The sequence below is a fragment of the Nocardia sp. NPDC057668 genome (genome assembly GCF_042799795.1).
GTDB lineage: Bacteria > Actinomycetota > Actinomycetes > Mycobacteriales > Mycobacteriaceae > Nocardia.
Genome location: NZ_JBHVIC010000002.1, coordinates 867,492 through 889,746, shown reverse-complemented (window position 1 = coordinate 889,746; position 22,255 = coordinate 867,492). Strand labels below are relative to the sequence as shown.

Genomic DNA, 22,255 nt, shown 5'->3' with positions numbered 1-22,255 from the left:
CCGGCGTGTCGAAGGCGGCCTTCTCAGTCGCCTCTCAGTCGCTGTGGGCAGACTGGAGCCCATGCGCATTCTGGTAGTCGACGACGACCGCGCGGTCCGGGAATCGCTGCGTCGTTCATTGACCTTCAACGGCTACACCGTCGAGCTCGCCGTCGACGGGCTCGACGCCCTCGAGAAGACCGCCAGTCAGCGCCCCGACGCTCTGGTCCTGGACGTGATGATGCCGCGGATGGACGGCCTCGAGGTGTGCCGCCGGCTCCGCAGCACCGGCGACGATCTGCCGATTCTGGTACTCACAGCACGGGATTCGGTCTCCGAGCGCGTCGCGGGCCTGGACGCCGGAGCCGACGACTATCTGCCCAAGCCGTTCGCGCTCGAGGAATTGCTCGCCCGTTTGCGCGCGCTGCTGCGCCGCACCACGGTCGACAATTCCGAGGCCTCGGAGATGATGAGCTTCGCGGATCTGTCCCTGGATCCGGTGACGCGCGAAGTGTTGCGCGGCGATCGGCAGATCAGCCTGACGCGCACCGAATTCTCGCTCCTGGAAATGCTGATGGCCAATCCGCGCCGCGTGCTCACCCGCAGTCGCATTCTGGAAGAGGTGTGGGGCTACGACTTTCCGACCTCCGGCAACGCGCTCGAGGTGTACATCGGCTATCTGCGCCGCAAGACCGAGGCCGAAGGTGAGCCACGACTCATCCACACCGTGCGCGGCGTCGGGTACGTGCTGCGCGAGACCCCGCCGTAGGAGCCGGATCCGTGGCTAGATCAGTGCCGCGGCGGCCCGTGGTCGCCGGACTCGCGCAACGGCCGGACGCCGACATGCGCCCACCGACCCCGCTCACGCGGTCGGTGTCGCTGCGCTGGCGGGTGACCCTGCTGGCCGCGTCCGTCGTGGCCGTGGCCGTCGCCTTCACCTCCATCGCCGCCTACGCGATGGTGGCCCGTTCGCTGTACGCGGATGTGGATTCGCAGCTGCGCGCCCGCGCGTCGCTGATGATCGACAACAACTTCGACAGCCTCGGCTTCCAGTCGATCGTGCTGGCGGGCCTCTACTCCAGCGACGTCGGCGTGGCGCTGATCTTCCCGGACCTGTCGCCGTACGTGCCGCCGCAGACCACCAATCCGCCCGTGGGCAGCCAGGAATTGGCGGTCGCGCGCGGGGAGATCGGCTTCTCGCTGCGCACCGTCGACAACCAGCGCGTGCTGGCCCGGCGCACGCATTCCGGTTCTACTCTGGTGGTCTCGCAGCGCCTGCAGCCCACCCGCGAGGTGCTGGACCGGCTGGCGTGGCTGCTGTTCGTGGTCGGCGGCTGCGGCGTCATGCTGGCCGCCGCGGCCGGAACAGCCGTGGGCCGCACCGGATTGCGGCCCATCGCCCGGCTCACCGCGGCCACCGAACGGGTGGCCCGCACCGACGACCTGACACCCATTCCGGTGACCGGTGACGACGAACTCGCCAGGCTCACCGAGAGTTTCAACACCATGCTGCGCGCGCTGGCCGAATCCCGGGAGCGGCAGCGGCGGCTGGTGGCCGACGCGGGCCACGAACTCAAGACCCCGCTCACCTCGCTGCGCACCAACATGGAACTGCTCATCGCCTCCTCCCGGCCCGGCGCCCCGCGCATCCCGGACGAGGACATGGCCGAACTGCGCTCGGACGTCATGGCGCAGATCGAGGAGTTGTCCACCCTGGTGGGCGATCTGGTGGATCTGGCGCGCGAGGACGCCCCCGACACCGTCTACGAGCAGGTCGACATCGGTGAGGTGGTCGAGCGGGCGCTGGAACGGGCCCGGCGGCGGCGCAGCGGCATCGAATTCGACGCCCAGCTGCGGCCCTGGTTCGTCTACGGCCACGAGGCCGGACTCGAACGCGCCATCCTCAACGTGCTCGACAACGCCGCCAAATGGAGCCCGGCCGGCAGCAGCGTGCAGGTGGCCATGCGCGAGAACGGCCGCGGCCTGCTCGAGCTCACCGTGGACGACGCCGGTTCCGGCATCCCGCCCAACGAGCGCGAACTGGTCTTCGAGCGCTTCTATCGCACCACCGCCTCGCGGTCCATGCCCGGCTCCGGCCTGGGCCTGGCCATCGTGAAGCAGGTGGTCACCAAGCACGGCGGCACCATCACCATCGACTCGTCCGAACGCGGCGGCGCTCTGATCCGTATCGTGCTACCCGGAGAAAGCGCACCGTTCGTGGGTACCGAAACCTAGCTCGCCGGCCGCGCGACCGGGTCTGCCCGGCGGCGCGACCGGCATCTTCCGGAAAGCTCCGGAAAGCTCCGGAAAAAGCAAGCACGGTCTCAGTCCGCTCTCAGTCGTCACCGCCACGCTTGGCTACGAGACTCGAGGAGAAACGAGAAACATGACCGAGGATTCGCAGGACCCGCGGGGCACCGAGCCCACCTCCGGCGCGGACGCCGTGCCGAACTCCGGCGCGCAGGCCGTGCCGAACCCCGGCGCGCCGGGCGCGCACGATCCCGCCGGGCCGGCCGCGCCGCAGCCCGATCGGGCCGGTTTCGGCGGACAGGCGTCCTCGGCTCACGGCGGCGCCCCGGCGCCCGGTTCGGCCGAACCCGCCGGATCCGTTCCACCGCGCGACCCCTACGCCCGCCCCGTCGAGGGCGGGCACGACCGCCCGCAGCCGGGATACGCACCCGGCGGCCCCGCGGCCCCCGGCTACGCCGGGCATGGCTTCGGCGGCCCCGGAACCGGGCCGGGACAGCACGGCGGCACAGTCGGCCAGCCGGGAGGCGTTGCGGGACATACCGGTTCGTTCGCGGCCTACCCGAACGCGCCGCACGGCGCGCAGCCCTACACCGGCGCCGGATACGCGGCGGCCGCGAACGGCCCTGCCACCGAACAACTTCCGGCCGGCGGCTACGGCCCGGCGTATGCGGCGTCGGGGGCCGGATACGGTCCGGCCGGATCGCACACCGAGCCGATGTTCGGCGGCCCCGGCGGCCCGATCGGCCCCGGCGGTCCCGGACAGCCCGGCGGGTATCCGGGCGGCCCGGCTCCCAAGCGGTCCGCGCGCACCGGCCTGGTGGCGGGCGCGGTCGCGCTGGCCCTGTTCAGCGGCGGCATCGGCGGTGCGGTCGGCGCGCTGGCCACCCGCTCGGACGACGGCGGCACCACGATCACCAATGCGCTGGACGCCCCGCGTCAGGTCAACGAGGTGGCCAATGCCCCGGCCGGTTCGGTCCAGGCGGTGGCGCAGAAAGTGCTGCCCAGCGTGGTCATGATCCGCGTCCAGGGCAATCAGGCCGAGGGCGAGGGCTCGGGCGTGGTCCTGTCCACCGACGGCAAGATCCTCACCAACAACCACGTGGTCAGTGGTGCGGGCCCGAACGCGCGCATGGAGGTCGCCTTCAGCGACGGCAGCACCGCGCCCGCGACGCTCATCGGCGCGGACCCGGTCTCGGATCTGGCGGTCATCAAGGTGACGGACAAGAAGGGCCTGGTGCCCATCGAATTGGGCGCGTCGTCGAACCTGCAGGTCGGACAGTCCGTGGTGGCGATCGGCTCGCCGCTGGGCCTGGCGGGCACGGTGACCACCGGTATCGTCTCCGCGCTCAACCGGCCGGTATCCACCAGCGGTGAGGCCAACTCGCAGGGCGCGGTCATCAACGCCGTGCAGACCGACGCGGCCATCAACCCCGGCAACTCCGGTGGCGCGCTGGTCGACATGAACGGCAAGCTGATCGGCATCAACACCGCCATCGCCACCCTGGGCGTCTCGGAGTCCGCGGGCGGCCAGAGTGGTTCCATCGGACTCGGATTCGCCATTCCGGTGGATCAGGCGCGGCGGGTGGCCGACGAGCTGATCAAGAACGGCCGCGCGACCTACGCCCAGATCGGCGTGAAGGTGCGTGGACAGGACGACGTCAACGGCGCACGGGTGCTCGAGGTGACCCCCGACGGCCCGGCGGCCAAGGCGGGTCTGCCCAACGGGGCCATCGTCACCAAACTCGATGACCAGGTGATCGATTCGGGCAACGCGCTCATCGCGGCGGTGCGGTCGCACCGGCCCGGCGACAAGGTCAAGGTGACGTACACCGACGAGCAGGGCAACAACCAGAAGACAGTGGAGCTCACCCTCGGCGAAGCAGCTGCGGAGGGCGGCCGATGATGCGACGTACAGACAACAAGAAATCCACCCCCGCGATCCGGGTGACACCCGACGGCGGCTGGGAGGTGTTGTCCGGCAATGGCGCAGTGCTCGATCGGGTGGCGGTGCTCGAGGGTGCGGCCCTGCTCGAAGGTGAGATGAACAAGACCGCGGCGATGTCCGTCCGGGGCGCTACGGTGAGCAGCATGGAAATCGATGCCGCTGTTGCGGGCCGTGCTCTTGTCGTGGTCGTCGACGACCGAACCGCACACGGCGGAGTGGATTCGCTGGGTCCGCTGGTGACCGAACTACTCACCGAGGCCGGGTTTCTGGTGGACGCCTCGGTCTCGGTGCAGGCCGACGAGGTCGACATCCGCAATGCGCTCAACACGGCCGTCATCGGCGGCGTCGACCTGGTGATCTCCGTCGGCGGCACGGGCATGTCGCCGCGCGATGTGACCCCGGAGGCAACCGAGGAGGTGCTGGATCGGGTGCTGCCCGGTATCAGCGAGGCGCTGCGCGCCTCGGGCCTGTCCTCGGGCTCGCTGGACGCGGGTCTCTCGCGCGGGCTGGCCGGTGTGTCGGGCAGCACGCTGGTGGTGAACCTGCCGGGCTCGCGGGCCGCGATCCGCGACGGCATGGCGACCCTGGGCCCGCTGGCGAGCCGGGTCATCGATGAGCTCTCCGGTCTGGCGGAATGAGTTCGACGCCCGACAGCAATTCCGACGAACCCCGTCCGGCCGCGCGCCGGGCGGGGTCTCGCCGTCTGACGGCCGCCGATCGCGAGAAGCTGGCTCGCGTTTTCGGTGACGCCTTGCCCGCGACCACCAATGACGAACGCGCGCCGGAGCCCGAATCCGGTTCCTCCGGTGACGATTGGCTGCGCTCGCAGGTACCCCCGCACCACGGGTAATTCATTTTTCGCATAACTCCGGGAATTGGAGTTGGAGAGCACTGCGCGACCGTGCTCACTCGCGAGCGACCGCACTCATAATTCCTCGTCCGACGCTCGGCGGGCTCGAATCACGGTGTCCGTGATTCATTCCGTATTCGCATTAATCGGTGCTGTTGCCACTCGATTGCTGTTGTGGCTATCGTCCCCGGCAATTTGAGAAAGTCGCTTGTCCAACAGGTTTTCTCCGACTGCTCGAGTTTTGCCTGGTTCGCCGTGTGCGCGGGCGGCCGGCTACATCGTCGGTCGCCGGGTCGACATCGGCGGCGGCGCCGACGGTGCGGGTGGCGCCGAGGTCGGCAGCCGGCAAGCTCTCGGGCGCGCCCGCGTCGACGGCGGCAACCCTGACGTCGGACCCGGGGCGGGACAGGGTCTTCCGCCTGCTCGATCGGGAAGCCGCACCGCGGTCACCCGCTGGGGGGCAGCCCTTCGGCCTCGGCTGATTCGTCCCGGCAAGCGGAACCCGAAGAGGCTCGGCGCGATTAGCGCCGGGCCTCTTTTGCTATTCATAGCCTTCCCGACATATGTGCGGGAAGGCCTGCATGTTGCACCGGATCCTCTTCTCTCACACCTCAAAGGCCAGAGCGGTGATGTAAAGTGCCCTGCGTCGCATCACATTAAGAATTTGTTAGCAGTAACACAGCGGCAACAATGTGGCGACAAACTTACCTGGGTTCGCGAGGACCCAATTCAGCCTCGGTGGTCGAGGCTGACGCTAGAAACCTGATGAGGGGAAGTATGAGCGAGAACCGGACCAACGGTCTTCGTCGCGGTGCCCGTATTGCGGGTGCAGGCGCGGCGGCGGCCGTGGCCATGGGACTTTTTTCCACTGGCGCCGCAAATGCCGATACCTTCGTACCGTTGCCGGACGGTCAGAAGGTCGCTCCGAGTGGAGCTGTCACCATCACCCGTACGGGCGAGCGCGCCATCATTTCGCCGTCGCTGTCCGCCAATGGCGCGGGCCGCGTCGTGTGGGTCAGCGGCAATGCGACCGCTGAAGTCACCGTCACTCCCGAAGGCGAAGTCGGCCCGAACAATGGACCCGCCAACGGGAATGGGTCCAACAACTCTTCCACCCACGGCGCGTCGCAGCTGAGCACCGGCTACATCGTCGGCTGCCAGGTCAGCATCGGCGAGGATGCCATCTCCGCGGGCGTGTCCGCCGGCGTCTCGCTGAGCGACGGCTCCATCGGTGGGTCCATCGGCATCAACCTCGGCCCGGGTGAAGTCAAGTTCGTGCAGATCGATTACAAGGACATCCTCAAGGCGGGCACCTACTCCGTCGAGTACCAGGATGCCGAGATCGGTATCGAAGGTTGCGCGGGTTACGCCCAGGCGCGGGCGTACACCGTCGTCGAGGTCATCGGCGACCACTACTCGAAGACCACCCTCTACGGTCAGCCGTTCAGCCTCGGCTGATAGTGGTCCTCCCCGCCAAATACTTTCTCGCGCAAGCGAACTCATACCCTGAGGGAAAAAGAGCATGAACCTCCGTAAGACCGTGGCACGGATGGCCGCGACCGGCGCTGTCGCGACCGCCGCCCTGGGCCTGTTCTCCACCGGCGCCGCCAACGCCGATACCTTCGTTCCGCTGCCGGGCGGCGAAATCGTCAAGACCCTGTCCGACGGCACCGTCGTCACCGTGAAGCTGGTCGGCGAGTCCGCCAACATCTCCGGTTCGATGGGCGCCACCCCCGTCCACCGCAACGCCTGGGTGTCGGCCTCGGCGCAGGTCGAGATCTCCGGCAATAACACCGATGTCGGCGGCAAGATCTTCCCCGGCTACCAGGTCGGTTGCCAGGTCAACATCGCCGGCGGCGGCGTGAGCGGCGACGCGTCGGCCGGTGTCACCTGGGAAGACGGCAGCCCGAGCGCGTCCGGTGGCGGCGGCGGCAACCTGACCCTGGGCCCCGGCCAGGCGAAGTCCTTCTACATCCTGGACATCGAAGAGGCCGACGACTTCGGTTCCGAGGCGCACAAGGTCCGCAACAAGTTCAGCGGTTCGAACGGTTCGGTCACCTGGGCCGACTCGACCATCGGCCTCAGCGGTTGCGGTGGCTACGCCCAGGCGCGTGCCTTCGTGAGCGTCGAGATCGAGACCGAGAACGTGGTCACCTGGATCACCCTGTGGGGCCAGCCTTTCAGCCTCGGCTGATCGGTCACCTCTGATCCGCGTTTTCATCAGCTGAACGGGCCCGGCGCATTTCGCGCCGGGCCCGTTCGCCGTCTCTATCCGGAATTCGAGAATGCTTGCCGGCGATCAGCTTTCGTGCCGGCCGCCGCCGGGGCCGTTCGCGCGATCCTCGGCGAGCAGATCCCGAATCTGATGCAGCAGATCGATTTCGGTGAGTGCGTCATCGGCATTGCCCCAGCGTGCCTTGGCCCGGGTGGCCGGAACCACCAGCACGAAGTACAACAGCGTCGCGATGATCAGGAAGTTGAGCCCCGCGGTGATGATGGGGCCGATCGCCACGAAGGTCGCCGGTTTGTCGGCGATCAATTGGAATCCGAGCCCGATGGGGTTGTTACCGCCGAACATCGCCAGCAGCGGATTGATCACGCCCTCGCTGAATGCGGTGACGATGGCGACGAATGCGGTGCCGAGCACCACCGCCACCGCCAGGTCGACGACATTGCCGCGTAGCAGAAACTCCTTGAAACCCTTGAGCATTGCCGAAAACTCCTCTGCGTGATGGGCGCGTGCGGCGGCCCGGTTAGCGAGTGTCGGACGGCTGGTCCGGGTGATGCGGGATGGGGTATTGCGGTATCGGAATGCTAGTTCACCCGGGGTCCGCGACCCCGGAAGCGAAGCGCCCAGGCGGGTCAGCGCACGACCACGGTGAGGGCGGTGCGCAGTGAGGCCGCGGCGATGACGGTGGCGTGCCGGGCGTCCAGGGCCACCAGCACCAGCGGCTCGTCACGCCCGCGCGCGCTCGGCCCGCCCCCGGCGGATCCGCCGGACACGAGCACGACCGCGGCGTCGGACGCCAGCAGCCGGGCGGGGCGGCCCGCGCCGCCGGTGTCCGCGGCGGCCACCACGTCGACCCGGTCGCCCGGGCGCAGTACCTCGGCAACGCCGTTGTCCGCCAAACGAATCGGAACGATGCGAGCATCGGGGGAACGGGCGGCCACCGTGGCCAGCCGGGGGCCGAGCACGCGCAGTTCGGTGAGAATCTCACCCGTCGTGACGCCGCCGCCGAGCGTGGATCCCACGAGCGCGCCCGGGTCGCGCAGCGTCCCCGCCGGCAGTCCGGCCGAATCGCGTGGCGCCCGCACCACGTCGTCCGCGCCGAGCACGTGGCCCGGCGGCAGTTCGCGGGCCGCGACCACGACCTCGGTGTGCCGCCCGCCGGGATCGGCCCGCAGGGCGAGTGCCGCGGCGAGCGCGAACAGTGCCGCCGCCGCGATCCGGCGGATCAGCACCCCGTCCGCCCACAGGGGGAGCCCGAGCTCGCCCGGCCATCCCGCGCGCAATCGATGCATGGCGAAAAGCCTAGGGGCGCCGGTGGTTACGGCCGCTCGTCCGAGGGCGTGCTGTGGATAACCGGGAGCCTGTGGACAACCTGTCCCGGAACCAGAAATCCCCGGCCGTCAGGGGCCGGGGATTCGGGAGAGCGCGGTACGGTTCAGGCCGCGGAAGTGCTCGACGGGGTGCTGGGGGCGGCGGCGGTGCTCGCCGGGGCGCTGGGGGCGCTCGCCGTGCTCGAGCCGCCGTCGGTGCTGGTCGAGGGCTTGGCGGGCTCGCTCGACGTGCTGCCGTTGCGGCTGTCGGTGCGGTAGAAGCCGCTGCCCTTGAAGACGATGCCGACCGAGTTGAAGAGCTTGCGCAGCTTTCCGTTGCAGCGATCGCAAGTGGTCAGCGCGTCATCGGAGAAAGACTGCACGATGTCGAACTTGTTGTCGCACTCGGTACACGCATACGAGTAAGTTGGCATCGCAAATCCTCCACGGTCTCCGTCGGTCCAGCACTCTACAGACGACAGTGCCAACACTGCCAATCGGGTGTCAATTCCCGCCCGTGTCGCCCAGCCGCCGCAGCCCGCCGAACGGCGTGAGCGCCCAGCCCATGCGATGGTCGTGCGCCTCTTCCGGCAGTTCGGCGACCACCTCGTCGTCGCGCACCACGGCCACGAGTCGCACGTCGGCCCGGCACGCGCCGAGGCTCCGATCGTAGTAACCGGCTCCCCGCCCCAGCCGCACCCCGCGCCGGTCCACCGCCACCGCGGGCACGAGCACGACCCGCGCCAGTCCGATCGCGTCCGGGATTCGGTCACCATTCGGCTCGCGCAACCCGAAGCGCCCCCGGACCAGCCCCGCCGCCCCGGTGTATTCGGCCCACTCCAATGCCCCGGGATCCCCGGTGACCGGCAACAACACTCGCGCCCCGCCCGCTCGCAGCGCGTCCAGCATCGCCGCCGACCCCGGCTCGCCGCCCACCGGAACGTACGCGCAGATCCACGGGTCATCGGACCCCGCGCTGTTCCCGGCGATGGTGCCGCCGGCCGGCGCCGGTGGGATGGACGTGCTCGTCGATGTATTCCGGGCCGAGTCCCGGGGATCGGCTGCGCTCGGTGCCGCGACCGGCCCACTCGCGCCTCGGCATGCCAGCTCGAGCACCGCACCCATGCTCGCCGCGAGCCCGGCGGCCTCCCGATCCCGCTCGTCCGCCGCCACCCGCGCTCGCCGTCCGAGGATCTCCGCCCGCCACTCCTTCTTTCCCCACGCCCGCGCATCCACGCCCCCACGATAGGTGCGTGAACGAGGCGGTCGTCAACGTCTCGGCCACGGAAGGCGTGTTCGGCCGCGCGCAACGGCACCCCCTGCACCCGCTACACGCCACCGCCCGCCAGACGTGTCCGTGGCGGACACCGGCTGGGCGCACGCACCCCGGATGTCACCCGTCTCGTGTGTGGAGGGGTGGTGCCGTGTCCGGCGGTGCGACGGCTGGGAACGTGCCGCTGCCGCGGATACCGGTCCGGGCGTTCACGCGCCGGGGTGTTGCGAAGTGGGTCGTGTCCGGCGGACCGCGTGCTGAGACCTGCGCCACTGCTTCGGAACTCGGCGGCCTTCACGTTCCCGGGGTGGCATCGGGGCAGGTCGTGGCGTCGAGTGTTCGTGCGTCGGCGTGAGTTCGGAGGCGGCCGGCGCGGATCGGCGGCGGGATCCTCGGCATTCGGTCAATTGACGCGGCTCCGGACGGCCGGGCATCCGCGGTGCGGATGGTGCCGAATCCCTGTCGACGGGCCGCGGCTGAAATCGGCTGGGAGAGAGCTTTTTCCGTGCGCCGCGTGTGGGGTGTTCGCGTGTTTCGGTGGGGTTGTCGGCCGCGGTGGCGGGCCGGGTCGCGATGCCGTGCCGATTCGGTCGTCCGGTGGGCGACAGAGGCCTTTCTCGTATCTCGACTGTGTCATTTTGCACGGTTTGTGTCATCGTCCAGCGGTTATCGCATGACAAAGGCGTTCGGTGGGCTCGGTTGCTCCGGGACCCTTAGGCTCTCGTGGATATCGGGACGGTTCGTGGCCGCCCCGGTGGGTGAGACGGATGGATAGGGTGAGTTCATGACGGCTATTGGCAGCGGGGCACCGGCGTGCTTCCGCACCGCGGTGGTGCCCGCGGCGGGGCTCGGTACGCGATTCCTGCCGGCGACCAAGACGGTGCCCAAGGAGCTGCTCCCCGTGGTGGACACCCCGGGCATCGAATTGGTCGCCGCGGAGGCCGCCGATTCCGGCGCGAGCCGGCTGGTGATCGTGACCTCGCCCGGAAAAGACGGCGTGGTAGCGCATTTCGTCGAGGATCTGGTGCTGGAGGGCACGCTCGAGGAGCGCGGCAAGTTCCACCTGCTCGAGAAGGTGCGCAAGGCCCCGGGCCTGCTGGACGTGACCTCGGTCGTGCAGGAGGAGCCGCTCGGCCTGGGTCACGCGGTGGCGCAGGCGGAATCGGCCCTGGACGCGGACGAGAGCGCGCTGGCCGTGCTGCTCCCCGATGATCTGGTGCTGCCCAGCGGCGTGCTGACGGTCATGGCCCGGGTGCGCGAGACCTACGGCGGTTCGGTGCTGTGCGCCATCGATGTGCCCAAAGACCAGGTCAGCGCGTACGGCGTCTTCGACGTCGAGCAGTTGCCCGGCTCGCCCGCCGATGTCCTCAAGGTCAACGGCATGGTGGAGAAGCCGGCCCTGGACGAGGCGCCCTCGACCTACGCGGCCGCCGGCCGATACCTGTTGGACCGGGCCATCTTCGACGCGCTGCGCCGGATCACCCCCGGCGCGGGCGGCGAACTGCAGCTGACCGACGCCATCGCGCTGCTGATCGCGGAGGGTCATCCCGTTCACGTCGTGGTGCACCGTGGGTCGCGGCACGATCTGGGCAACCCGGGCGGTTATCTTCGTGCAGCGGTCGATTTCGCTTTGGAACGAGAGGAATACGGTCCGGCGCTGCGCGAGTGGCTCGAGCATCGGCTCGGACCGGGCTGGAATCCGCAGCTCACCTCGTACGAGTGACAGCAGCCGGGACGGTGTGGGCAGTGCGCGATACCAGGGAAGGGCGGCATGCGCTCGGTTGAGGATCAGCAGATCAAGGTGACCGCGGCGGCTGTCGCGCCGCGGCCCGTCCGGGTCGCGATCTCGGAGGCCCAGGGCCTGCTGTGCGCCGAGGACGTGGTCACCGAGCGTCCGCTGCCCGGGTTCGATCAGGCCGCCATCGACGGTTACGCCGTACGCAGCGTGGATGTCGCCGCCGCGGGCGCGGATATCCGCGGTGAGGACGGCGAGGCCGTCGATCTGATGCTCCCCGTGGTGGGCGAGGTCGCGGCCGGTTCGCGCCAGCCCATTCGGCTGCAACCGCGCCAGACCGTGCGCGTGGACACCGGCGCCCCGCTGCCGACCCTCGCCGACGCGGTGCTGCCGCTCGATTTCACCGACGGCGGCCGCGCCAAGGTGAAGGTCTACGAGCCGGTGCGCTCGGGTGATTACGTGCGCCGCATCGGCGACGATGTGCAGCCCGGCGATCTCGCGGTGCGCGCGGGCACGATCATCGGCCCGGCCCAGGTGGGTCTGCTCGCGGCGGTCGGGCGGGACAAGGTGCTGGTGCATCCGCGCCCGAGACTGTCGGTGCTCTCGGTCGGCGGCGAACTGGTCGACATCGATCGCACGCCGGGTCCCGGTCAGGTCTACGACGTGAATTCCTACGCGCTGGCCGCCGCCGCGCGGGACGCGGGCGCCGATGTGAATCGGGTCGGCATCGTCAGCGGCGATGCCAAGCGGTTGCGCGACGTGGTGGAAGGGCAGCTGGTTCGCTCGGAGGTCGTGGTGATCGCGGGCGCGGTCGGCGGCTGGGCCTCGGAGCAGGTGCGCGAGGCCCTGGAGGGCCTGGGGGAGTTGGAGATCACGAGGGTGGCCATGCACCCGGGGTCGGTGCAGGGTTTCGGCCTGCTCGGCCGCGACGAGGTGCCTACCTTCCTGCTGCCGTCCAATCCCGTTGGCGCGCTTGTGGTTTTCGAGGTCATGGTGCGGCCGTTGATCCGCATCGCGCTGGGCCGCCGCCAGCCCATGCGGCGGGTGGTCCGGGCGCGCACGATTCTGCCGATCGCCTCCATTCCCGGTCGCCGGGGCTATCTGCGCGCGCAGCTCATGCGCGACGAGCAGACCGGCGACTATCTGGTGCAGCCGCTGGGCGGTCCCAACGGCGCGTCCTCGCATCTGCTGGCCACGATGGCCGAGGCCAACAGCCTCATCGTGATCGACCCGGATGTGACCGAGGTGCGCACCGGTGACGAGGTTCGGGTCGCTTTCCTCGCGCAGCGAGGCTGAGGCGTGGACATGAATGTCTTCCGGGCCACCCAGCATCCGGGCTGGCCGGCGCATCTGGGCCCGGTGCGGGTGGCGGCGGGCCAGGTGACGCTGCGGCCCATCCGGTTACGCGATGCCGCGGCGTGGTCGCGGATCCGCACCCGTGATCGCGCGTATCTGGAGCAGTGGGAGCCGACCGGGCGCGGGGCGTGGGAGGCGCGCAATCACGCCGGGAACTGGCCGTCGCTGTGGTCGAGCCTGAAGGCGGAAGCCCGGCGCGGGGCCATGATTCCGCTCGTCATCGAGGTGAACGGCACGTTCAGCGGGCAGTTGACGATCGGCAACATCGTGCGCGGGGCGTTGCGTTCGGCCTGGATCGGTTACTGGGTCGCCAAGGACGTGAGCGGTCAGGGGGTGGCGACCGCCGCGCTGGCGCTGGGGCTCGATCACTGTTTCAGCGAGGTGGGCCTGCACCGGGTGGAGGCGACCGTGCGGCCGGAAAACCTTGCCAGCCAGGCGGTATTGCGCAATGTGGGCTTCCGTCAGGAGGGTCTGCTCGAGCGCTACCTGGATGTGGACGGGGGCTGGCGCGACCATTTGCTGGTGGCGATGACCGTGGAGGAAGTCTCGGGCACGGTGGTGGACAGGCTGATTCGCGCGGGGCGGGTCGCGCAGCAGTAAGTCCGGGGCGCTCCGGCGGGGAAAGCGCGGCCGTGCGCCGGTCGCTCGGGCGTAGCTCGCGGATCCGTACGGCCACTAACTTGTGTGACTACTGTGGCAGGTGTTGACGGCGCGCCTGCGGGCCATTCCTGAGGTGTCGAATTAGCCTACGGACGTCGGTGGTGCGCCTTTGTATCGCCGATAGGTGCCACGGTGCACGTCGAAGGGAAAATGGGCCAGGCGGGGACGGAGGTGAGCGCATGCCGAATTCGATCTTGTGGATCGGGCTGGTCGTGCTCTGGATTTTCGTCGTTTTCCCCATGCTGACCTCCCGGCATCCGCGCATTCGCCAGCACACCGACGCCGCGCTCTCGACGCGGGTGCTGCATCGCGGGGATGCCAAGCCCCTCGCCAGAAAAGGTCCGGCCACCGGGCACGAGACCGACCCGGACTACGTGCCGGTTCGCAGGAAGCATCACCACAGCGATGATCCGGAGGATCGGATGACCAGATCGGACGACAGCACCACAGCTGGATCGGACGACGAGGATTTCGACACCGACCGTGAACGTGACTCCGCGAAAGCGCCTTCGGCGACCGCGGTGACCGAGCCGAGTGGCGATGCCGCCGAAACGGCCGCATCCGAGCAGGATCCGGCAGACAATGACCTCGACGTCGCGGACCAGGAGCACCCGCGCGCCGAAAACGAGCACGAGACAGCGGAATCCGAGGACGTGGCCGCCGAATTCGACGACCGGGACGAGTACGCGGGCGAACGCGCGTCCGAGACGTCCGACGAGTCCGGCTACGACGACGCGGAGCCCAGGCCCCGCGGCCGGGCCGACACCATGCGCACCCGGGACGAGACGGCGCGTTCGCGGGTCCCCGCACTGCGTGACGAGGATCTGGATCGGGAAGCCGACGAATCCGATTCCGAGGACTCGGATTTCGTGCCCTCGCGGCGCGGGCGCGGCGGCTACGACCCCGAGGCCGACGCGATCGCCCGCGCCGCCCGCTACACCTTCCGCCAGCGCGCGGTGCTCGGCCTGCTGCTCACAACCCTGGCCCTGGCCGCGGCCGGCGTGGCCGTGTCCTCCGGCCTGTGGGGCCTCGCTGGTCTGTCCGGCGCGGTGCTCGTGGCCTACCTGGCCTACCTGCGCCGCCAGGTGCGGATCGAAGAGGACATCCGCCGCCGCCGCATGTCCCGCCTCGGTGGCCGCACCCGCGACCACGACGAGGAGGAGGAGTTCGACCGCGAGCCCGAACGCCCCCGCCCCGACCGCGATACGACCCGCAGCCAGCTCCGCCGCGCGGTCCTGGTGGAACCCGACGACGAGGACCCCGTCTTCGAGAACCTGGAGCTCTTCGACGCCGCGACGGCCCGCGCGGTCCGCGCCCGCGCCTCCGGCAACCGCGTCCGCCACGCGGCGGTAGGCGAGTAACCGAACGTTTCCGCCCGGCCCCGGTTGGCACGCCAACCGGGGCCGGCTGCGCATCCGGGCCGTTTCCCCAACCCGCAATGCCGGTGCGCCCAACCGGATGCCGGTGCGCCCAACTGGACTTGCCCGCCCAACCGGACTTGCCCGCCCAACTGGACTTGCCTGCCCAGCTGACCTTGCACGCGCAAACGGCTTGCATGTAGCCGGGCATGTGCACCCAAACGGACTTGTATGCCCGGCAGGCCCTTCGCATCCGTCAATGCCCTGTGCGCCCTTCCCTCAGCGCCGCCCCGCCTGCCCGACACGGTCCGGCTCCCACTCGGGGTCGAAGATCTCCCGCTGTTGCACCGCGGAGAGCAGCAGCCCGCTGAACCTGCGCCGAGATATGCCTGTGCGGATGGATGGGAGCGTGCACGCCGATTGCGCGACGGACGGTCGAACATCCCCGGCACGGCGGCTAGCTCTCCCAGGCACAAGCGTCCGATTGGTCACTACAGCCGCGAATCCAAATGCCGCCGGAACCACCGCCACAACGCGTACGAGTGCGGGGCCTGCGGCGCCGGAGGTGCGCCCACACAGGTGTGAGTGCTGTACCTACAGTCACTCGTCCGGCTCTGGGCGAGGCTAAGAGGCCCAACCCAGCCGCCGGTTACCGCCTCGCTGCCGAATCCGAGTCGGTTCATCCAACTATGTTGGGCTGCAACGAATCTCAGCGACATGCACTGACGAGAATGTGTAGCATTGCAAAACTCATGAAACATACAGTGGCACAAAAGGATTCGCTACAATCGACACCGGATGCTGAGTCCTGAGGCGAGCGGGCAGCAACCCAGGCCGTCGACGCGACCGCGCTGCAGTGGAGGTCCGATCGTCGAGCGGTTGCCGATACACGCGGCGGGAGTTCCGCGCGCGTCGGGCACGAGAGTGTGCCGGCCGTGGCCTGGGCCGCGCGGCGGCGGGAATCCGTCTGCGGTGCTCAATCGGTGCGATCCGATCGGTGATAGCAGCTGGGTCTGTGGCGCTCGGTCGCGCCGGGGGCCGGGCGGCCATGGGGGTGTGCGGGCCGGTCGGATATGGGTGAGGGCCCGGCCGTGGCCGAGCCCTCGGGAGTGTGGGGGAACCGCTAGTTGGGTGGCGCGGCGGGGTCGGCGGGGGCGCGGTCGGAGGCGGGGATCTGTTGCTCTATCAGTTCGGCCAGGCCGCGGAGTTTGGCGGCGAAGTCGCGGGCGGCCAGGGGGTCGCGGCTCGAACCCTTGACCAGGCGGCGGGTCAGGACCGCCAGGCGGGTCTCGGCGGTGCTGAAGACGTTCGGGTTGCGGGGCGGCAGGCCACTCAGGTCGCCGCGGAGCCACGCCTGCAGGCGTTCGACGGCCTCGGTCTCGTCGTAGTGGGCGGGCAGCACGGCGAGGGCTTCGCGGAGCTTGTTGGCGGTGACCTTCACGTCGGCCGCGAGGGTGGTGTAAACGGTGACCGCCGCGTCCTCGCCGTGCGCGACGGCGATGGGCAGCAGCTCCCGGATCTGGCCCTCGTTGATGGACGGCGCCACCGGGTGCAGCCGCGCCGCCAGCGGCCACGCGCGGATCAGCTTGTGCGCGTAAGACCGCTGCATGTCCCAGCGCTTCTCGACGTAGTCGTCGAAATTGGCGTGGTCGGCCCGGTAGAGCCGTCCGTCCCGCACGATCTGCAGCGCCCGCCCGGCGGTCCAGAACGCCACCCGCAACGCGTCGATGGAGCTCTCGCACGCTTCGAGCTGTGCGAGCTCGCCGCTGCTGAGCGGACCGTCCCCGGCCTCGGGTAGCTCCATGCTGAGCACGCTCCCCGCACCGGCCGCACCGGCCGCGCCGGTCGCATCGGCCGTACCGCCCGCGTCGGCCGCATCGACCGCACGGTTCGCGGGCATACGGCCGCGTGATTCACCGCCGCCCGCGCCCTCGCCCGTCGACCGGACGGGTGCGACCGTGCCACCGTAGGTCTCGGCCGCCGTCGGTTGCCCGCCCACCTGCTCGGCCGGCTTGCCACCCGTGGCCGTGGCGGGACCGACCACGATATCGGCGGGCGTGGCCGGACCGACCACGATGTCGGCGCCCGTGGTGTTTCCGGCCGGCTTTCCCAGGGAATCCGCGACCCGCGTCGCGACCTTGGCGGCCTTGGTGCCCGAGAGCGTGGTATTCGCCGGCGGCGTCGTCGCGGGCCGCGCGGCTGTGGAAGTCACCGGGGCGGGCGGCGCGGTGGGCGTGGCCGGGGCGGTGACCGGCTTCCGTGGGACGACCACCGGGGTTCCCGCGGCGGCGGTCCTGCCGGTCCGGCTCTCCAGGGCCGGTTGTGCGCCGGTCCCGGTCGCGGCATCCGGGTCGATCTTCGGGGCCGGTATGCGGGGCTTGATCACCGCCGTGCGCGAATGCGGCGCGGCGGCGCGGGATTTCGCGGCCACCGCGGCCTGCACGGCCTTCGCCGTCTTCGTGGCGCTGGTTTCCGTCGCGCGGGTGGCGGCCGGATCGACCGGGCGGGCCGGGATCGGTTCCATCGGGTGGACGGGCCCGTTCATGCCGCGCCATTGCGCGTCGCGCAGCGGGGACACCGGCGGGGTGTGCTCGGCCTCGTCCGCGAGCGGATTGCGCGCGGGGACGGCGATTCCGCCGCCGATGGTGTTCTTGCGTCGCTGCGGTGGCATCAGGCGGAAACCTCCAGTGCGGTCCGGGTGTTCAGGTCGTCGGTCAGGTACGGCGCGATGAGCTCGTCGCCCACCTGCCGGTATTCGCCGAGATCGGCGAGCGGGTTCTCCGCGCCGTCGCCGACCTCGCCGTCGGCGGCCTCGCGGTACCACTTCCACGCGCTCACACAGGATTCGAAGACGTCGTAGCCCGCGCCTTCGAGATTGCCGCGCTGCGTCCGGTACTCGGTGGAGACGTTCACCCCGTTCTTCATGGTCACCGGAACCTTGGTCATCAGCACCCGCACCCGAATGGCCCGGTCGTTGCCCGCCGCGGCCTCCTCCGCGGCCTTGTAGGTGCTGGGCACGCGCTTGACCTCGGAGGGACTCACGCTGGTGATCAGCACCAGTTCGTCGGTCTCGGGCACCGCGGCCTTGAAGATCTCCGCCGATTCCCCGCCGGCGTCCACGATGATTACGTCGTATTTGGCCGCGTTGTCGGTGATGCAGTCATCGACGTGCCGCGACGGAAAGGCGATGAGCTCGAAGGGAACCGAGATGTTCTCCTTCCGCAGCCGCCGATACCAGGAGTACCCGGTCTGGCTGAGCGGGTCCGCGTCGATCACCAGCACCCGCAGTTCGTACACCGTCGCGAAATAGGCGGCCAGAAAGAAGGCCGAGGTGGTCTTGCCGACGCCGCCCTTGAGATTTCCCAGGGTTACCACGAGGGGCTCGGGAAGGGCGGGCCGCACAATGGATTCGGTCATGAAAGATCCTCCGGTCCAATGGGGAGGGCATGTGTGTACAACGGTCGCACCGTGCGCGTTTCAGTCTCACACGCTGGTGTTTCGGAGTCGCGGAACGCGCCCGCGATTCGCCGAATCGGCATGCGAAAATTACTGTGTCCAATTGGATACAGTTTTCGACGCTACGATTCCGTTGAAATCCAGCCGACCGCTGCCGCGCGATTCACGAACTCCGCGTACGGAACACCGCTGGCGCCCGACCACAGGTGCTGCGCCATGATGGGCAGCCGCGCACGCACCGGTGCGATCAATTCTCCGGGCGTCATCGCGTCGGGGTCATCGCACCACAGGAACACCATGGACCCCCGCAACAATGGCAGATCCGAGTCGGGCAGGCGCTGACCGTTGACGAAAAGCCCGGGGTCCCAGGCATACAGCAATTCCGGCGGCGCGTTGAGCGCGGCGGACGGCCCGCCCGAGGCGAAGTACGTGGGCGTGAACGCCGCGTTGAGAATCGGGTGCCCGGCGGCGGTGAGCTGCGCGGGCGTGCGGCCCCCGGGCAGCCACGGCAGCCCGCCGGCGCTCGACGACCAGTACTGCATGACGATGCCGGGGCGGGGCGCGAGCACGCTCGCGTGGTCGAACCCGTCGTTCCAGGCCCGAGCGGTCTTGCCGAAGGATTCGACGATGCCGGTGGCCCAGTTGGCGAAGGCGACGATCACGTCGCCGGCCGCCGCGCCGGGACCGATGGCGCGCGTGGCGTATTCGCTCAATTGCGGATAGCGGCTGTAGTCGGCGACGTACTCGTCGCAGCCGATGTGCCAGTACCGCCCGGGGAACATCGGCACGAATTCGCGCAGGATGTCCTCGATCAGCCGGTAGGCGTCCGGGTTGGTCAGGTCGACGCGCCCGCCGACGCCGCCGCCGATGACGCTGTCCGCAATGGCGTCCTGCGGTCCGGTGCGCTGCGGCCGCAAGACCAGATCCTGGTGCTCGGCGAGAATGGCGTTCATATGGCTGGGCATATCGATTTCCGGCACGATCTCGATGCCGTAGGAATCCGCGTAGTCCACGATGTCGGCAATGTCGGCGGCGGTGTAGTGCTGCGGCGAGGTGATTTCCGGATGCACCCGGCTGGCGAGCCGGAACCCCTGGGTGTCCGAGAGGTGCAGCTGCACCATATTCATGCGCAGATAGGCGGCGTCGCGAATGCGGGCCTTCACCCAGTCGACGGAGAAGAATTCGCGCCCGGTGTCGAGCATGAGGCCGCGTTCGGCATACCGCGGCCAATCCTGCGCGATACCACCGGGAATGGCGGTGTGCCGGCGCAGCCACTGCAGAACGGTCTGGGCTCCGTGTAGTACGCCGAGTCGATCGCGGGCGGTGACGTCCAGCTGCTCGCCGGCCGAAATCCGATAGGACTCCGCGGCTTCGGGTGCGTCGTCCGCGACGCGCAGCACGATATCGCCGGTCCGGGCGCCGCCGCTCACGACGGGTACGACGCGCCCGGCCCGGGCGAGATCCGCCGAGAGCAGCAGCGCGGCCTCGGACAGTTCGCCCGCGGCGACAATGCGCGACTCCGCACTCAGCGCGAATCCCGTTCCGCCCGGCGTCCATTCTCGAATGCTCGGCACCGTGATCGAAAGTTGTTGTGCCGCGACAGGATTCGCTGCCGCACTCGGTATCGCCCAGGATATCGCGGTCGCCGCGGCAACCAGGATCGCGAAATATCCACCGCGTTTGCCCGCCCCGCGAATTTGCCCGCCGACCGTTGCCGAACCACCGAACACGCTGATCCCTTTCGGTACGGAGTCGCGACCGGCACAAATTACCAGGACGATGGCAGACTGATGCTGCGTCAGCCGATATTCCACTCCAATCCCACTCCATCCGGAACGATTTCGAGGTGCGAAATGACCACATGGCAATCAATGGCCATGGCCGTTGCGACGCTCGCCTTCGCGGGCGTTTCCGTGGCCGCCGCGCCCGCCCAGGCCGCGCCGGTCTGCGCCGGCGCGGGGCAGCCCACCTTCACCGTGGCGAACGTGGGCGGCGCGCTCGAGGGGCTGACGGTCGATGCCCGCGGCCGCGCCTTCACCACCGATCTGACGACCGGCCGGGTCTTCCGCATCGACGCCCCGGGCGCACCCGCGGTGCCGATCGCCACGGTCCCCAGCGGTGGCGCGGGCGCGCTGGCCTGGACCCCGGACGGGCGGTTGCTCGTCGGCTACGGCGCGGACGCGCGCGTGGTGGCCGGTGACAGCCTGCGGCACGCCGGCATCGTGACGGTCGATCCCGACACCGGTGCGACCGCCCCCTATGCCTCGGGCCTGAGCGCAGCCAACGGCATGGACGTCTCCCGCGACGGAATCGTCTACGCCACCAATGATTTCGCCACCCTGGTGGGCCGGGTGTACCCGGATGGCGTCGTGCAGCCGGATTGGGCCGTACTCCCCAGCGCCAACGGCGCGGTGCTGAGCAGCGACGACGAGTTCCTCTACGTCTCGCGGACTTTCGCCGCTCCCGGGGTGAGCCGGATCCCGGTCGCCGCGCCCTGGGCCCCGCAGTCGCTGCTGGATCTGGGCGGCGCCGACTATTTCGCCGCGCCGGACGGCCTGACCCTGGACGTCGCGGATCGCCCCGTGGTGCCGCTCAATCCGTCCGGCCAGGTGGTGCGGATCGACGCACCCGGGCAGTTCTGCGTGCTCGGCACCGGCGGAGCGCTGACCAGCGTGGTGAGTTACGGCCGTGGCGACCAAGGGTTCTCGGCCGGGCGGCTGTTCGGCGCGACTTTCACCGGGGTGATCTACGAGATTCCCGGCGGGTTCGATCCCGGCGCCCGGACCGCGACCCCGTAAACATTCGTGCCTCGGGCCGGGGATTCGATTTCCGGCCCGGCGTATGTTCGGGAGAGCTCGAACGCTACTTTGCATTCGCAACCGGGCCTATCGCGTAATGCGCACGAAAAGCGGATAACACCAGGTTAATACGAGTGTAAAGGTGACGGTACGGTTCAGCCCCCTACGCGCGGGGCTTCGCTGTGTTGCAATAGGAGAGGCGGTTGCGACGAGCTTTTCCGACGGGCTCCCCCTGGGCGCGTGCCGGCTGCGGCGAGTGTCTCCGCCACCGGCCGCAACCGATGAAGGAGGTGTCCCGATGCCCGGAGGACGACTCACGCCGGACGACCGTCGGCGTATCGCAACAGGTTTGACGCAGGGGCTCGGCTACGCGGAGATCGCACGCAGGCTCGGCCGCCCCACCTCCACGATCAGCCGCGAGGTGACCCGCAACGGCGGGCCCGGCCACTATCGCGCCGACCTGGCGCACGCCGCCACCGTGGTTCGCTCCCGGCGCCGGGTCATCCGGCCCAAGCCGATCGAAAAGCTCACCGGGGCCGATGAATACGGCCGCGATCCCGACGTCGTCGCGGATTTCCGCGATCGCTTCGCGGAATTGTTCGTCCGCTCGGGCATCCCCAAAATGGCGGCGGCCGTGCTCGCCTGCCTGTACGCGGCCGATTCCGGCAGTGTCACCGCCGGTGAGCTGGTGCGCCGGCTGCGGGTGAGCCCGGCGACCATCTCCGCCGCGGTCGGCGACCTCGAAGGCCGCGAACTCATCCGCCGCGAACGTGACGTGGGCACCCGTCGCGACCGCTACTTCATCGACGAATCCGCCTGGTATCGAGCCACTCTCGCCGGGGTGCGAGCCAATGAGCAGCTCGCCGCCACCGCCCGCGCCGGGGCGGGCACGCTCGGCACGGAGACGCCGGCCGGGGCCAGGCTGCTCGGCATGGGGGAGTACCTGGAGAAAGTCGGGCTGGACGTCACCCGCGCGGCCGATCGCTGGCGGGCTGAACTCACCCGCTGATTCGCGCGTATGTCCTGCTGGAGCGTCGGCCGATACCCCTTCCTTT

General features: G+C 69.5%; 20 protein-coding genes. 13 read left to right on the top strand and 7 right to left on the bottom strand.

Features of this window, described 5'->3' with window-relative positions:
- Nucleotides 1–61: 61 nt before the first annotated feature.
- The 7 genes from ACFVBH_RS16865 to ACFVBH_RS16835 all read left to right on the top strand — a co-directional run bounded on the left by ACFVBH_RS16865 (nt 62) and on the right by ACFVBH_RS16835 (nt 7,218).
- Nucleotides 62–748 carry a response regulator transcription factor gene (locus ACFVBH_RS16865; protein ID WP_354985265.1) on the top strand — a complete coding sequence of 229 codons (687 nt, stop codon included), beginning with the start codon at nt 62–64 and terminating at the stop codon, nt 746–748.
- 74 nt (nt 749–822) lie between these two features.
- Complete coding sequence (locus tag ACFVBH_RS16860; RefSeq protein ID WP_354985299.1) at nt 823–2,214, top strand: HAMP domain-containing sensor histidine kinase; 1,392 nt, start codon at nt 823–825, stop codon at nt 2,212–2,214.
- 151 nt (nt 2,215–2,365) lie between these two features.
- Nucleotides 2,366–4,132 (top strand): trypsin-like peptidase domain-containing protein, encoded by a 1,767-nt coding sequence (locus ACFVBH_RS16855; protein WP_379002353.1) that lies wholly within the window; start codon nt 2,366–2,368, stop codon nt 4,130–4,132.
- Between the two features lie 137 nt (nt 4,133–4,269).
- On the top strand, nt 4,270–4,812 hold the full coding sequence (locus ACFVBH_RS16850; protein ID WP_354985297.1) for a MogA/MoaB family molybdenum cofactor biosynthesis protein: 543 nt from the start codon (nt 4,270–4,272) through the stop codon (nt 4,810–4,812).
- The gene (locus tag ACFVBH_RS16845) at nt 4,809–5,024 is read left to right on the top strand and encodes a hypothetical protein (RefSeq protein ID WP_354985264.1); all 216 of its coding nucleotides are present in this window, start codon (nt 4,809–4,811) and stop codon (nt 5,022–5,024) included. Before ACFVBH_RS16850 ends, ACFVBH_RS16845 begins: the two co-directional genes overlap by 4 nt.
- Nucleotides 5,025–5,801: 777 nt before the next feature.
- The gene (locus tag ACFVBH_RS16840) at nt 5,802–6,482 is read left to right on the top strand and encodes an MspA family porin (RefSeq protein WP_354985263.1); all 681 of its coding nucleotides are present in this window, start codon (nt 5,802–5,804) and stop codon (nt 6,480–6,482) included.
- Between the two features lie 64 nt (nt 6,483–6,546).
- Nucleotides 6,547–7,218, top strand: coding sequence for an MspA family porin (locus tag ACFVBH_RS16835; protein WP_354985262.1), 672 nt, complete (start codon nt 6,547–6,549; stop codon nt 7,216–7,218).
- Nucleotides 7,219–7,323: 105 nt separating this feature from the next.
- Here the strand turns inward: ACFVBH_RS16835 and mscL are convergent, their stop codons facing one another.
- The 4 genes from mscL to ACFVBH_RS16815 form a co-directional block, all read right to left on the bottom strand.
- A complete protein-coding gene (mscL, locus tag ACFVBH_RS16830; protein ID WP_379002352.1) occupies nt 7,324–7,734 on the bottom strand; it encodes a large conductance mechanosensitive channel protein MscL in 411 nt (136 codons plus the stop codon).
- A 152-nt stretch (nt 7,735–7,886) separates the two neighbouring features.
- Nucleotides 7,887–8,546: an SAF domain-containing protein gene (locus ACFVBH_RS16825; protein ID WP_379002351.1), complete on the bottom strand. Its 660-nt coding sequence runs from the start codon at nt 8,544–8,546 to the stop codon at nt 7,887–7,889.
- Between the two features lie 143 nt (nt 8,547–8,689).
- Nucleotides 8,690–8,998: an FmdB family zinc ribbon protein gene (locus tag ACFVBH_RS16820; RefSeq protein WP_354985259.1), complete on the bottom strand. Its 309-nt coding sequence runs from the start codon at nt 8,996–8,998 to the stop codon at nt 8,690–8,692.
- A 70-nt stretch (nt 8,999–9,068) separates the two neighbouring features.
- Nucleotides 9,069–9,800, bottom strand: a complete 732-nt coding sequence (locus ACFVBH_RS16815; protein ID WP_354985258.1) for a 5-formyltetrahydrofolate cyclo-ligase — start codon at nt 9,798–9,800, stop codon at nt 9,069–9,071.
- An 821-nt stretch (nt 9,801–10,621) separates the two neighbouring features.
- On the opposite strand from ACFVBH_RS16815, the gene ACFVBH_RS16810 reads away from it, so the two are divergent.
- The 4 genes from ACFVBH_RS16810 to glpR all read left to right on the top strand — a co-directional run bounded on the left by ACFVBH_RS16810 (nt 10,622) and on the right by glpR (nt 14,949).
- Nucleotides 10,622–11,560, top strand: a complete 939-nt coding sequence (locus tag ACFVBH_RS16810; protein WP_354985257.1) for a UTP--glucose-1-phosphate uridylyltransferase — start codon at nt 10,622–10,624, stop codon at nt 11,558–11,560.
- A gap of 48 nt (nt 11,561–11,608) precedes the next feature.
- The gene (glp, locus tag ACFVBH_RS16805) at nt 11,609–12,868 is read left to right on the top strand and encodes a gephyrin-like molybdotransferase Glp (protein ID WP_354985256.1); all 1,260 of its coding nucleotides are present in this window, start codon (nt 11,609–11,611) and stop codon (nt 12,866–12,868) included.
- 9 nt (nt 12,869–12,877) lie between these two features.
- Nucleotides 12,878–13,528 carry a GNAT family protein gene (locus tag ACFVBH_RS16800; RefSeq protein WP_354985255.1) on the top strand — a complete coding sequence of 217 codons (651 nt, stop codon included), beginning with the start codon at nt 12,878–12,880 and terminating at the stop codon, nt 13,526–13,528.
- 239 nt (nt 13,529–13,767) lie between these two features.
- Complete coding sequence (glpR, locus tag ACFVBH_RS16795; protein ID WP_379002350.1) at nt 13,768–14,949, top strand: gephyrin-like molybdotransferase receptor GlpR; 1,182 nt, start codon at nt 13,768–13,770, stop codon at nt 14,947–14,949.
- Nucleotides 14,950–16,069: 1,120 nt separating this feature from the next.
- Here the strand turns inward: glpR and ACFVBH_RS16790 are convergent.
- The 3 genes from ACFVBH_RS16790 to ACFVBH_RS16780 all read right to left on the bottom strand — a co-directional run bounded on the left by ACFVBH_RS16790 (nt 16,070) and on the right by ACFVBH_RS16780 (nt 19,976).
- Entirely contained in the window at nt 16,070–17,617 is a 1,548-nt protein-coding gene (locus ACFVBH_RS16790; protein ID WP_379002349.1) for a hypothetical protein, read from the bottom strand.
- Nucleotides 17,617–18,363, bottom strand: a complete 747-nt coding sequence (locus tag ACFVBH_RS16785; RefSeq protein WP_354985251.1) for a ParA family protein — start codon at nt 18,361–18,363, stop codon at nt 17,617–17,619. The genes ACFVBH_RS16790 and ACFVBH_RS16785 overlap by 1 nt, the downstream gene beginning before the upstream one ends.
- A gap of 161 nt (nt 18,364–18,524) precedes the next feature.
- The gene (locus tag ACFVBH_RS16780; protein ID WP_379002348.1) at nt 18,525–19,976 is read right to left on the bottom strand and encodes a family 20 glycosylhydrolase; all 1,452 of its coding nucleotides are present in this window, start codon (nt 19,974–19,976) and stop codon (nt 18,525–18,527) included.
- 279 nt (nt 19,977–20,255) lie between these two features.
- On the opposite strand from ACFVBH_RS16780, the gene ACFVBH_RS16775 reads away from it, so the two are divergent.
- Both ACFVBH_RS16775 and ACFVBH_RS16770 read left to right on the top strand, forming a co-directional pair.
- Nucleotides 20,256–21,200: an SMP-30/gluconolactonase/LRE family protein gene (locus ACFVBH_RS16775; protein WP_379002347.1), complete on the top strand. Its 945-nt coding sequence runs from the start codon at nt 20,256–20,258 to the stop codon at nt 21,198–21,200.
- A gap of 298 nt (nt 21,201–21,498) precedes the next feature.
- The gene (locus ACFVBH_RS16770; RefSeq protein WP_379002346.1) at nt 21,499–22,209 is read left to right on the top strand and encodes a helix-turn-helix domain-containing protein; all 711 of its coding nucleotides are present in this window, start codon (nt 21,499–21,501) and stop codon (nt 22,207–22,209) included.
- The last annotated feature ends 46 nt before the right edge of the window (nt 22,210–22,255 follow it).

Excerpts from the sequence above, each read along its gene's own strand:
- ACFVBH_RS16865 (WP_354985265.1), top strand. The coding sequence starts at position 62 with ATGCGCATTCTGGTAGTCGACGACGACCGCGCGGTCCGGGAATCGCTG.
- ACFVBH_RS16860 (WP_354985299.1), top strand. The coding sequence starts at position 823 with ATGCGCCCACCGACCCCGCTCACGCGGTCGGTGTCGCTGCGCTGGCGG.
- ACFVBH_RS16855 (WP_379002353.1), top strand. The coding sequence starts at position 2,366 with ATGACCGAGGATTCGCAGGACCCGCGGGGCACCGAGCCCACCTCCGGC.
- ACFVBH_RS16850 (WP_354985297.1), top strand. The coding sequence starts at position 4,270 with ATGAACAAGACCGCGGCGATGTCCGTCCGGGGCGCTACGGTGAGCAGC.
- ACFVBH_RS16845 (WP_354985264.1), top strand. The coding sequence starts at position 4,809 with ATGAGTTCGACGCCCGACAGCAATTCCGACGAACCCCGTCCGGCCGCG.
- ACFVBH_RS16840 (WP_354985263.1), top strand. The coding sequence starts at position 5,802 with ATGAGCGAGAACCGGACCAACGGTCTTCGTCGCGGTGCCCGTATTGCG.
- ACFVBH_RS16835 (WP_354985262.1), top strand. The coding sequence starts at position 6,547 with ATGAACCTCCGTAAGACCGTGGCACGGATGGCCGCGACCGGCGCTGTC.
- mscL (WP_379002352.1), bottom strand. The coding sequence starts at position 7,734 with ATGCTCAAGGGTTTCAAGGAGTTTCTGCTACGCGGCAATGTCGTCGAC.
- ACFVBH_RS16825 (WP_379002351.1), bottom strand. The coding sequence starts at position 8,546 with ATGCATCGATTGCGCGCGGGATGGCCGGGCGAGCTCGGGCTCCCCCTG.
- ACFVBH_RS16820 (WP_354985259.1), bottom strand. The coding sequence starts at position 8,998 with ATGCCAACTTACTCGTATGCGTGTACCGAGTGCGACAACAAGTTCGAC.
- ACFVBH_RS16810 (WP_354985257.1), top strand. The coding sequence starts at position 10,622 with ATGACGGCTATTGGCAGCGGGGCACCGGCGTGCTTCCGCACCGCGGTG.
- glp (WP_354985256.1), top strand. The coding sequence starts at position 11,609 with ATGCGCTCGGTTGAGGATCAGCAGATCAAGGTGACCGCGGCGGCTGTC.
- ACFVBH_RS16800 (WP_354985255.1), top strand. The coding sequence starts at position 12,878 with ATGAATGTCTTCCGGGCCACCCAGCATCCGGGCTGGCCGGCGCATCTG.
- glpR (WP_379002350.1), top strand. The coding sequence starts at position 13,768 with ATGCCGAATTCGATCTTGTGGATCGGGCTGGTCGTGCTCTGGATTTTC.
- ACFVBH_RS16790 (WP_379002349.1), bottom strand. The coding sequence starts at position 17,617 with ATGCCACCGCAGCGACGCAAGAACACCATCGGCGGCGGAATCGCCGTC.
- ACFVBH_RS16785 (WP_354985251.1), bottom strand. The coding sequence starts at position 18,363 with ATGACCGAATCCATTGTGCGGCCCGCCCTTCCCGAGCCCCTCGTGGTA.
- ACFVBH_RS16775 (WP_379002347.1), top strand. The coding sequence starts at position 20,256 with ATGACCACATGGCAATCAATGGCCATGGCCGTTGCGACGCTCGCCTTC.
- ACFVBH_RS16770 (WP_379002346.1), top strand. The coding sequence starts at position 21,499 with ATGCCCGGAGGACGACTCACGCCGGACGACCGTCGGCGTATCGCAACA.